Raw genomic sequence first — 11613 nt, forward strand, 5'->3', positions numbered from 1 at the left:
ACAATTAAAATATTTTGCTGGTTTTGCTAATCAGGTAAAAGTCTGCCAGCACTAAAGCTGCCATGGCTTCTACAATAGGTACTGCCCTTGGTACTACGCAGGCATCGTGCCTCCCCTTACCTTTTACTTCTGTTACATTATTATGTATATCTATAGATTCCTGGCTTTGCATAAGTGTTGCCACAGGCTTAAAAGCGACCCTGAAATATATGTCCATTCCGTTACTTATGCCACCCTGTATACCACCGGAAAGATTGGTCTTAGTAGTTCCGTCGGTATTAAATATGTCATTATGCTCACTCCCTTTCATTCGGGCGCCACAAAAACCACTGCCATATTCAAAACCTTTAACGGCATTTATAGACAACATAGCTTTACCTAATTCGGCATGCAGCTTATCAAACACTGGTTCACCCAGGCCGGCAGGTACATTTTGTAATACACAGGTTATCGTTCCGCCAATAGTGTCGCCTTCTTTCCTTACCTCTTTAATATAATTTTCCATTTTAGCAGCAGTTTCCGTATCAGGGCAGCGCACATCATTGGTATCTATAAGGCTGAAATCAAGTGCCTGATAGGGCTTGTCTATAAATATTTCTCCAACGGATGATACAAAAGCATTAATCTTTATATCGGGTATCAGCTTCCTGGCAATTGCCCCTGCCGCAACGCGGCAGGCAGTTTCGCGTGCAGAGCTTCTGCCCCCACCCCTGTAATCTCTTATACCATATTTTTGCTGGTAGGTGTAATCGGCGTGAGACGGCCTGTATATATCTTTTATATGAGAGTAGTCTTTACTTTTATGGTCTTCGTTTTTTATCATAAAACCAATGGGTGTACCTGTTGTTACTCCCTCAAATATTCCTGACAAAAACTCTACCCTATCCGTTTCCTTTCGCTGCGTAACGATTGCAGACTGCCCCGGGCGTCGCCTGTCCATTTCTTTCTGTACAACATCCATATCAAGAGTAATCCCTGCCGGGCAACCGTCAATAATACCACCAATTGCTGCGCCGTGAGATTCGCCGAAAGTTGTCAGCTTAAATATAGTACCAAAAGTATTTCCTGCCATTATGTTGTAAGTTTTTACAAATTTACTTTTTCCTGATTAAAACAGTACCTGCTTTATTTTTAAAAACAACTATTTTATAACCTTACCATAAGCTGTAATTAAAACACATAGGTGTATTTTGCATAAAACACCCCATGAAAAAAAGGATAGTTGACCTTGTTGTTCTCTCTGATGTTCATTTAGGAACGTATGGCTGCCACGCCAAAGAACTGCTTAATTACCTTTCTACAATTAAGCCAAAGACACTGATACTTAACGGTGATATTATAGATATATGGCAATTCAGGAAATCATACTTTCCCAAGTCACACCTTAAAGTGGTAAAGAAAATAATAGACATGGCATCTAAAGGCACCAAGGTTTATTACATAACCGGTAACCACGATGAAATGTTGCGTAAATTCAGCGATACCAGCATGGGCAATTTTTGCCTGGTTGATAAGGTTGTGTTAGAGCTTGATGGAAAAAAAGCATGGTTTTTTCATGGCGATGTTTTTGACAGTTCTGTTAACCATGCAAAATGGGTAGCCAAACTGGGCGGTATTGGTTACGATTACCTTATATTACTTAACAGGTTTATAAACTGGGTTTTGGTTAAAATGGGGCGTGAACAGTATTCACTATCAAAAAAGATAAAATCGGGTGTAAAAAAAGCTCTGAAATTTATTTCTGACTTTGAAGAAACTGCTGCAGAGCTTGCTATAGAAAACCAATATGATTTTGTTGTATGCGGCCATATACACGAGCCCAAGATAGAGAAGAAGGAAAATAAAAAAGGTAGTGTTATTTACCTGAATAGTGGCGACTGGATTGAAAACCTTACGGCTCTTGAATATAACAAAAAAAGATGGAAGCTGTACCAGTATGCAAATGAGATAAAGGTTAAGGAAGAAGAATATTTTGAAATGGAGACCGAGCTGGGTAACAGATTAATAGCATCACTGATATTTGATAAAAAACTGAAACCTCTTAAAAATTAGTTATATTAGCACCAACTAACTTAACTGATTTTAAAAATGAAAAACAAACTATTATTATTGGGCTTCAGCCTGTTTATGCTTTCGTGCTCAAGTGACGATTCCGGAAATGATAATGTAATTTCCACTACAGATTTTCTTCCGCTAAATGCAGGCAACTACTGGGTATATGATGTGGAGAGCGATGCTGCTGGCGGCTCCGGCAGAGACTCTTTATATGTGGCTAATGATACTGTTATTAACGGCAACACCTACAAAAAATTTAAAACACTTAATATGCCGTGGGGCTTCTATTCAAGCGCACTTGCAAACAATGGTGTAAGAAAGGTTGAAGACAGGCTGGTGCTAAGCGGAAGTGCTGCTGTTAACTTTTCTGAAGAACTGCCTTTCTCTTTAGATGTTACAGACCTTACAATATTCAGGGAAAATGCTGCTAATAACCAAACACTTGGTTCGGTATCAGACGTATTATCTCAAGTATATGACGAGAATACAACACTTGAATTTGACTACACCCTAACCAGCACTGCAAAAGAAAACCTGGCAAGCTACACAGCAGGCGGCGTCCAGTACAACAACGTTAAGCCGGTAGAAATAAAGCTTAGGATGGAAGTTACTGCAAATGTTGGATTTTCGGGCACCAGTTTTCCTGTCAATATAATGCCGGAACAGGATATTATTGTTTCTACACAATATTATGCCGAAGGTGTTGGCGTTGTACACGTGGTGACAGATTTTGAATATACGCTTTCAAATGTATCTCAACTACCTATAGATTTACCTTTACCATCATCTGCTGCTGTACATCAGGAAGAAATACTTGATGTTTATGTAGCTGAATAATTTAACAAAATTATAAGTGTTAAGAATTTAACACTATATTTTCTTACAAATACCTGTGCTATAATTTTGCTTCATAACAATAACCCAAAGTAATAATTATGAAGAAACTACTTTTAGCTGCTGTTATGCTACTGGGTGTAGCCTTTACAGCACAGGCACAGGAAGAAAGAAATGCATTAGGTCTACGTTTAGGTGATAATGACGGCTTTGGCGGTGAAGTATCTTACCAGCGCTACCTTAGCTCAGGAAACAGGCTTGAACTTGACTTAGGATGGCGTGATTCAGAACGTTATGATGCCGTTAAGCTTACAGGTCTATACCAGTGGGTTTGGAATATTGAAGGCGGATTTAACTGGTATGCCGGTGTAGGTGGTGGTCTTGGTACATGGGAATTTGATGATGATGATGTGCCACCGGGATTTGATGATGATGATGACAGCGGTACTTTTGTATTCCTGGCTGGTAATATTGGTATAGAGTATAATTTTGATATACCATTGCAGTTATCACTTGACTTCAGGCCGGAGGTTTATTTTGGCGACGATTTCAGGGATGATGATTTTGGTCCGGATATCGCACTTGGTATCAGGTATAAGTTTTAAGTAAGTACATATAAAGTATAACCACTACAAGCCTGCCCTAATAGAGGGCAGGCTTTTTATATGTAAATATTCAATTAGCCAATCCATAATTTGTATTAGTTATATCCAATAGATTATCTTTGCGGATATACCTATTTTAAACACACAACAAATGCAAATTTTATCAGAACTTAATGCTATATCTCCCATAGACGGAAGGTACAGGAGTAAAACTATATCATTATCGCCTTATTTCTCTGAAGAAGCTCTAATCCGTTACCGCGTACTGGTAGAAATAGAATATTTTATAGCACTCTGCGAGTTGCCGTTACCGCAACTGGAACGGGTTGATAAAAAACTTTTTGATAACCTGCGTAATATTTACAGGAATTTTACAACAGAGGATGCGTTACAGATAAAAGAAATAGAGAACACTACCAATCACGATGTAAAGGCGGTTGAATATTTCATTAAAAAAGCATTTGATAATTTAGGGCTTCAGGATTATAAAGAATTCATACACTTTGGGCTGACAAGCCAGGACATAAACAATACGGCAATACCACTATCAGCGAAAGATGCGTTTGAGAATGTTTACATGCCGTCACTTATAAATGTAATATCCAAACTTAAAGAACTAAGCGTTGAATGGGCTAATGTGCCAATGCTGGCACGCACACACGGGCAGCCTGCATCGCCTACCCGCCTTGGTAAAGAGATTGGAGTATTTACCGAAAGGCTCGAAGAACAGTTACGTCTTCTATACAACATTCCGTTTGCTGCAAAGTTTGGCGGGGCAACCGGTAATTTTAATGCACACTTTGTTGCCTATCCAAAAAACGACTGGAAGCAGTTCGGGCTTAACTTTGTAGAAGGCACTCTTGGGTTAAGGCACTCCTTCCCTACCACACAAATAGAACATTACGACCATTTTGCTGCTTTTTTTGATGCTTTAAAGCGCATAAATACCATACTGATAGACCTTGACCGAGATATATGGACATATGTATCCATGGATTATTTTAAGCAGAAAATAAAGGCGGGAGAAATAGGCTCATCTGCCATGCCGCACAAAGTAAATCCTATAGATTTTGAAAACTCTGAAGGCAACCTGGGCATAGCCAACGCTGTTTTTGAGCATCTATCAGCCAAACTTCCAATATCAAGACTGCAACGTGACCTTACCGATAGCACGGTTCTGCGCAATATAGGCGTACCAATAGGGCATACCCTTATCGCTTTTGAAGCTACCCTTAAAGGGCTTAACAAGCTGCTGCTTAACGCTGATAAGTTTGAGGAAGACCTAGAGAAAAACTGGGCTGTTGTTGCTGAAGCTATACAAACTATTTTACGCCGTGAAAACTACCCTAACCCGTATGAGGCGCTTAAAGACCTAACACGCACCAACCATGTTATAGATAAAAATGCCATACACAGCTTCATCAACAGCCTTAATGTTTCTGATGAAGTTAAAAATGAATTATTACAGATTACTCCTGCTAATTATTTGGGAATAAATCCATAACTTTAAAAGCAGTAAAATGTATTTATGCCAAACAAGATACTTATCATTTTCGCGCACCCGCTGTTCGAAAAATCGAATGCACATGCTGCACTGGTAAGGCACATTCCGGGTTCGCCAAATATAACATTCCATGATCTTTACCAGCAGTACCCGGAATTTGACATAGATATGAAGCGCGAGCAGGAGCTTTTGCTGCTGCACGATATAATTATATGGCAGCATCCAATGTACTGGTACAGTTGCCCGCCACTCTTAAAACAGTGGATAGATATTGTACTGGAACATGGCTGGGCATACGGGCGAGAAGGCAAAGCACTGAAAGATAAAATACTTATGCAGGTAATTACAACCGGGGGCAGGCGCGAAAACTACAGCCCTACCGGGCGAGATCGTTTTACCATTATGCAGTTGCTGGAGCCTTTTAACCAGACAGCCAAGGTATGCAACATGACCTACATACCGCCTTATGTTGTGCACGGCACCCACTCTATGGATATGGCAGGTTATGAAAAGTGCGGCAGTGAATACCGCGCAGTACTTGAATATCTGGAAAATAAAGGTGTAAACCTTTCTGAAATTTCTAAATACCCTTATTTTAACGACTGGTTCCAAACTAAAATAAGCTAACGATATGGAAAACGGCTTTTTCTTTGAGGCGATAATATACCTTTCAGCGGCTGTAATATGTGTTCCTATTGCAAAAAAGCTGGGGTTAAGCTCTATTTTAGGATACTTATTTGCCGGTATAATAATTGGCCCTTATATGCTTGGGCTTATCGGGCAGGAGGGTGAAGACATTATGCACTTTGCAGAATTTGGGGTGGTAATGATGCTTTTCCTTATCGGGCTTGAGCTTGATCCTTACAAGTTTTGGCGCATGCGCAAATTTATATTTGGCATGGGCTTGTTACAAGTGGTTGCTACAACGCTTATACTCTTCCTTGCCTGTTCACTTGTATTGCGCTGGCAGTGGGAAACTACTTTAGTAATATCTATGGCGCTTACGCTTTCCTCTACTGCCATAGTAATGCAGACGCTTAAAGAAAAGAACCTTACTAAGACCTCTATGGGCAGGTCGTCCTTTGCCGTATTACTGTTTCAGGATATTGCGGTTATACCGATATTGGCGCTCTTGCCATTCCTGGCAGGCGGTAATGTGCAGAATGAAAATGTGGGCCATTCTTTAATAAACGGTTTTTCTCCGTGGCTGCAGGCTGCCATAGTATTTGGCGCTATTGCAGCCGTTTATTTTGCAGGGCGATACATAATTGTCCCCTTACTTCATATAGTTGCTAAAACAAGGCTACAGGAACTTTTTACGGCTTCTGCCCTATTACTTGTTATGGCAGTATCCTATTTAATGCAGCTTGTTGGCCTCAGCCCCGCACTTGGTGCTTTTATGGCAGGCGTAGTATTGGCAAACAGCGAATTCAGGCATGAGCTTGAAGGCGACATAGAACCCTTTAAAGGCTTACTGCTCGGACTGTTCTTTATTGGTGTGGGAGCCTCAATTAACTTTACACTTATTTTTGCCGATCCGGCTTTCATCATAGTTTTTACTACTATTTTTAATATTATTAAATTCTTTGTGCTGGCAGGAATCGGCAGGCTTTATAAAAAGAGTTCCGACCAAAACCTGCTGTTTGCCTTTGCGCTTAGCCAGGCAGGAGAATTTGGCTTCGTTATATTAGGTTTTGCCAACCAGCTAAACCTCATGCCTACTGAACTATCTAACCAAATGATGGCTATTATAGCACTGAGTATGGTGGGTACGCCATTCTTGCTGCTTATTAACGAAAGATGGATAGATCCTTACTTTGGAGTGAAGGAAAGGCAGAGCAAAAAAGATTATGACACTATTGATGAAGATGAAAAGAATGATGTTATCATTGCCGGGTTCGGGAATTTTGGCAGTACCATAGGCCGATTACTCAAGGCTAACGGCATACCGGCAACAGTACTTGATATGAACTCTGAACGGGTAGATTCGCTGCGTAAAATGGGTTTTAAAGTATATTACGGAGATGCAACCCGTTTAGAACTTCTCACAGCCGCAGGCTGTGAAAGCGCTAAAATTTTTATAGCAGCCATTGATAACCCGCAGGTTAACCTTAGCGTTATAGAAAAAATTAAAAAGCACTTTCCTCACCTTAAAATACTGGCGCGTGCACGAAACCGTACTGATGCTTTTGAAATGGTGGATATCGGGTTAACTGACTTTTATAGGGAGAACCTTTACAGTGCGGTACATTTAGGCGTAGATGCACTGGTAGAGCTTGGGCACAGGCGCTATACCGCTACACGCCAGGGACAGCGTTTTATCAAATATGATGAGCAGGCCACCTTCAGGCTGGCACACAAGCGGCACGATAAAAAGGCATTCCTGATAACATCATTAGAAGAAATTGAAATGCAGGAGCAACTTATTAAAGGTGACCTCTATGCACAGCTCGGCGCTAATGATCATGCCTGGGAAAGTGAAGATATTAAACGCGAACACATAGCTGAAGTTACTCTATCAAAGCCTATTCCTGAGGAGGAATGAGATTATCACCATGTTGTTACTGAAAAAAACATACTAATGAAAATGAAGCTTAATATCTGTATTTTTTGTTTTATAATTTTATTAACCAGTTGCACGAAAAAAGAAAATGCTGTTTTAAATAATACTCCCATATTGATAGATACCTCACGAGTTGCAATTATAAAATATGAAGATGACAATCCTGAATGCAAGTCTATTTTCGAACATGCTACCAATGCTAATCTTAACAATGTAGACCTCAAAAAAATCGAATTAGCAATAGATAAAATAATAGAAAAGCGACACCCTTTACAGATGAAGCGATATGAAGAAATTGCAAAAATGTATCCGGAAGAGAAATATATTAAAGAAGATTTTATTTTAAAAAAAGAAAAATATATCAGGCGTTATCTTGTTGTAACTAATACTAAAGGAGAAAAAGAAGTTTACGTAGCGATGGTCTGTGATGAAATTGCTAAACATTATGATTTTAAAAAAACGCTAGATCAGGGGCATGGTGGCGGTTCCTGCCTATTTTCTTTTAAGCTGAATTTAACTACTAATAAATATTATGAAGTATATTTTAACGCAGAGGCTTAAAGCGTTTTAAAAGAATAGAAGCAAAAAAACCGAAAATAAACTTTCGGTTTTTTTGTTATTGCCTTTTTGCTTTACTTACTTATCTGGAATAATTAGGAGATTCTTTTGTGATGGTTACATTGTGAGGATGGCTTTCGGATATACCGCTTGAGGTTATACGCACAAACCTGCCGTTTTCCTGTAATGTCGGTATATCTTTCGCGCCACAGTAGCCCATACCTGCACGTAAGCCGCCAATAAACTGCAACATACTTTCAAACAGTTCGCCTTTATATGGCACACGCCCCACAATACCTTCCGGTACCAGCTTTTTAACATCGTCTTCCACATCCTGGAAATAACGGTCTTTAGAGCCTTCTTTCATAGCTTCAACAGAGCCCATCCCCCTGTATGACTTAAACTTCCTGCCTTCAAATATGATGGTCTCGCCGGGAGATTCTTTAGTACCTGCCAGTAATGAGCCAAGCATAACACAGTCGGCGCCCGCTGCCAAAGCTTTAGGTATATCACCTGTATAACGGATTCCACCGTCTGCAATTACAGGTACACCTGAACCTTTTAACGCCGCAGCGACCTCTAACACCGCCGAAAACTGAGGGAAACCTACACCTGCCACAACCCTTGTTGTGCATATAGAGCCGGGGCCTATACCTACCTTAACAGCATCTGCACCGTTTTCGGCAAGGTACAATGCAGCTTCCGGGGTTGCAATATTACCCACTACAACATCTAAGTCGGGAAATTGTGCCTTAACATCTTTAAGGACAGTTACAACACCTTTTGTATGGCCATGTGCAGTATCTATAATTATGGCATCTACACCGGCATTAACAAGTGCTTCGGCACGTTTAACTGCATCGGCAGTAACACCTACGGCAGCTGCAACGCGCAAACGCCCAAACCTGTCTTTATTAGCCATCGGCTTTTGGGTAAGCTTGGTTATATCCCTAAAGGTAATTAATCCTATCAGCTTATTATCACCATTAACTACAGGCAACTTTTCAATTTTATTTTCCTGTAATATAATTTCTGCTGTTTCAAGTGTTGTGCCCTCGCCTGCCGTTACCAGGTTTTCAGAAGTCATAACCTCTGTTATGGCGCGTGCATTTTCTTTTTCAAACCTTAAGTCGCGGTTGGTAACAATGCCTTTAAGCACTCCGTTATCATCTACCACAGGAATACCGCCAATACCATACTCGCGCATGGCATTTTTAGCATCACCCACAGTAGCGGTAAGCGGCAGGGTAACCGGGTCTATTATCATTCCCGACTCGGCGCGCTTTACTTTTCTTACCTCTGTAGCCTGCTGCTCAATAGTCATGTTCTTGTGCAGTACACCTATACCGCCTTCGCGGGCCATAGCTATAGCCATAGCACTTTCGGTAACGGTATCCATAGCGGCAGATACTATAGGTACGTTTAACGTAATGTTTCGGGTAAATCGTGTTTTTATGCTTACTTCGCGAGGCAGTACCTCAGAGTAGTTGGGAACCAGCAGAACATCATCGTAAGTTAAACCTTCGCCGATGATTTTAGTTGTGTGTGCTTTCATCTTGCAATTTGTAGTTAAATTGCATGCAAATATAGTGAATTATTTTGTTTAGTTAATTGTTATTGGTTGTTAGTTAATGTGAATTTTCTTATCATAAAGTTAAGTGATTTTTTTGCCTGAAGATATTATAATATGACTTACTAGTTCTGGAATTATAAAACCATATAGTTTAATATTTTTCGTATTTCATAAAAAAGATAATTAATTTTTAAAAATTATTCTATTTTCGCGGTCGATTAATCAGAAGATAAAATTACTATGAGAAAAACTTTACTATTTTCAGCTTTATTGGCTGCTACTTTCAATTATGCACAAACAGGTGCTTTAGATCCTACCTTTGGTAATGGAGGTAAGGTAATTACCCCGATAAACAGTGATGAAAGGGCAAATGCACTTATTATACAGCCAGACGGAAAAATTGTAATAGCTGGTTACACATACAGCGCAGTTTACGGAAATGATGTTGCCTGTCTGCGTTATAATACTGATGGTACACTGGATACTACTTTTGGTACTAATGGTATTGCAACCTTTGATATGCAACTGGGCAGTGACGACAAGGCAATGGCTATTGATATTCAAAGTGATGGAAAACTGGTACTTGGCGGGTACAGCGACAGCGGCTCTAACAAAGATGCATTTGTAATGCGCCTGAACACCAACGGTACCATTGACTCAGCATTTGGCACAGACGGCAAAGTATTTACTAATTATTCCACAAACGGCCAAAGTACAAGACAAGATGAATATTGGGTTGTAAAAATCCATGCACTTACCGGAAAAATTGTAGCCGGTGGTACTTCATATTCTGCAAGCAACAGTTCAAGAGCAATTCTTGCACGTTATACTCCAGACGGAATGCTTGACACTTCATTTGCAAATGACGGAAAATACACCTCTCTTCCTAATAGCCAGACCATCCAGAATTATTTATTTTTTGTTGAGGATTTAGCAATTAAGCCAAATGGCAAGATTACGGTTGCAGGATGGTCTTCAGATTGGTTTTATTTAGGAAGATTAAATGAAAATGGTACTATGGACACCAGTTTTTCTTCTGATGGATACAATCATTTATGGGGAGGCAGTATGTATTCGGTAGTTTTAAATAATGATGACAGCTTTTATTTTACAGGAGATATCTGGACATCTCCTCAAACAGAGGTTTATACAGGCTACATTAATGCCGATGGTAGTGGTTTACAAACCAATCACTTTAATTTTGGGTCTACAACTACTGCAACTACCTTTGCTTTAGCCAAAGATGCTACAGGTAAACTTATCGTTGCAGGATATCTTAGGAATGATACAAACGGACATATATCATTCCTGGTGGGGAGGTTACTGTCTAACCTTGATGCTGACACCAGTTTTGGAAATGGAGGTTTTATAACAACCAATTTTAATGAGCCGGTTAGTGCAGCACTAGATATGAAGCTGCAGGCTGATGGGAAAATAGTTTTAGCAGGCCTTTCAGGCAGCAATATTGCCTTAGCACGTTATAACCCAAGCTTGCCACTATCTTCTGAAATAGTAACCGAAAAAGAGCGTATCTCTTTATATCCTAACCCTGCTAATGATAAAATAAATATTGCTTTAGCAAATACAGGTATAACTAAATATACGATTGCGGATACGAACGGCAGGACCATTACAACGGGACAATTAACTGAAGATATTAACAGTATTGATATTCAAAATTTAGAAAATGGTGTTTACTTCATAAAACTGAATAATGCTGATAGTGACACTAATTTAAAGTTTATTAAAGAGTAATGCTTAATACTCGTAATAAAAAAGGGGCTGTCTCAAAAGGGTAGCCCCTTTTTCATTTTATAATTTTGGATGTTGATGTTTATCATACTTTGGATTTTTTCCAAACTATTTTCGCTATAAAAAAAGGCTATATTTTTGAAGAAGCTAAAAGAGCCCTGTCATTAGG

Annotated in this window: 10 protein-coding genes; 8 read left to right on the forward strand and 2 right to left on the reverse strand. The window is 39.7% G+C overall.

Annotated features, from left to right (window positions below; all coding sequences use genetic code 11):
* Positions 1–4 precede the first annotated feature (4 nt).
* A complete protein-coding gene (aroC, locus tag KJK34_RS05075) occupies positions 5–1072 on the reverse strand; it encodes a chorismate synthase (protein ID WP_223052769.1) in 1068 nt (355 codons plus the stop codon).
* Between the two features lie 134 nt (positions 1073–1206).
* Here aroC and KJK34_RS05080 point away from each other — a divergent pair, with 134 nt between their 5' ends.
* The 7 genes from KJK34_RS05080 to KJK34_RS05110 all read left to right on the forward strand — a co-directional run bounded on the left by KJK34_RS05080 (position 1207) and on the right by KJK34_RS05110 (position 8122).
* Positions 1207–2052, forward strand: coding sequence for a UDP-2,3-diacylglucosamine diphosphatase (locus KJK34_RS05080; protein WP_223052770.1), 846 nt, complete (start codon positions 1207–1209; stop codon positions 2050–2052).
* A 36-nt stretch (positions 2053–2088) separates the two neighbouring features.
* Positions 2089–2892, forward strand: a complete 804-nt coding sequence (locus KJK34_RS05085) for a hypothetical protein (RefSeq protein ID WP_223052771.1) — start codon at positions 2089–2091, stop codon at positions 2890–2892.
* Between the two features lie 98 nt (positions 2893–2990).
* Positions 2991–3494 (forward strand): outer membrane protein, encoded by a 504-nt coding sequence (locus tag KJK34_RS05090; protein ID WP_223052772.1) that lies wholly within the window; start codon positions 2991–2993, stop codon positions 3492–3494.
* 151 nt (positions 3495–3645) lie between these two features.
* Positions 3646–4998 carry an adenylosuccinate lyase gene (purB, locus tag KJK34_RS05095; RefSeq protein WP_223052773.1) on the forward strand — a complete coding sequence of 451 codons (1353 nt, stop codon included), beginning with the start codon at positions 3646–3648 and terminating at the stop codon, positions 4996–4998.
* 24 nt (positions 4999–5022) lie between these two features.
* Complete coding sequence (locus KJK34_RS05100) at positions 5023–5625, forward strand: NAD(P)H-dependent oxidoreductase (protein ID WP_223052774.1); 603 nt, start codon at positions 5023–5025, stop codon at positions 5623–5625.
* A gap of 4 nt (positions 5626–5629) precedes the next feature.
* Positions 5630–7543: a monovalent cation:proton antiporter-2 (CPA2) family protein gene (locus KJK34_RS05105; RefSeq protein WP_223052775.1), complete on the forward strand. Its 1914-nt coding sequence runs from the start codon at positions 5630–5632 to the stop codon at positions 7541–7543.
* Positions 7544–7579: 36 nt separating this feature from the next.
* Positions 7580–8122, forward strand: coding sequence for a hypothetical protein (locus tag KJK34_RS05110; RefSeq protein ID WP_223052776.1), 543 nt, complete (start codon positions 7580–7582; stop codon positions 8120–8122).
* A gap of 79 nt (positions 8123–8201) precedes the next feature.
* On the opposite strand, the gene guaB is transcribed toward KJK34_RS05110, so the two are convergent.
* Entirely contained in the window at positions 8202–9674 is a 1473-nt protein-coding gene (gene guaB, locus KJK34_RS05115) for an IMP dehydrogenase (RefSeq protein WP_223052777.1), read from the reverse strand.
* A 258-nt stretch (positions 9675–9932) separates the two neighbouring features.
* Here guaB and KJK34_RS05120 point away from each other — a divergent pair, with 258 nt between their 5' ends.
* Positions 9933–11447: a T9SS type A sorting domain-containing protein gene (locus KJK34_RS05120; RefSeq protein ID WP_223052778.1), complete on the forward strand. Its 1515-nt coding sequence runs from the start codon at positions 9933–9935 to the stop codon at positions 11445–11447.
* The last annotated feature ends 166 nt before the right edge of the window (positions 11448–11613 follow it).

The sequence above is a fragment of the Flavobacterium coralii genome (assembly GCF_019891545.1).
Taxonomy (GTDB): Bacteria; Bacteroidota; Bacteroidia; order Flavobacteriales; family Flavobacteriaceae; genus Flavobacterium; species Flavobacterium coralii.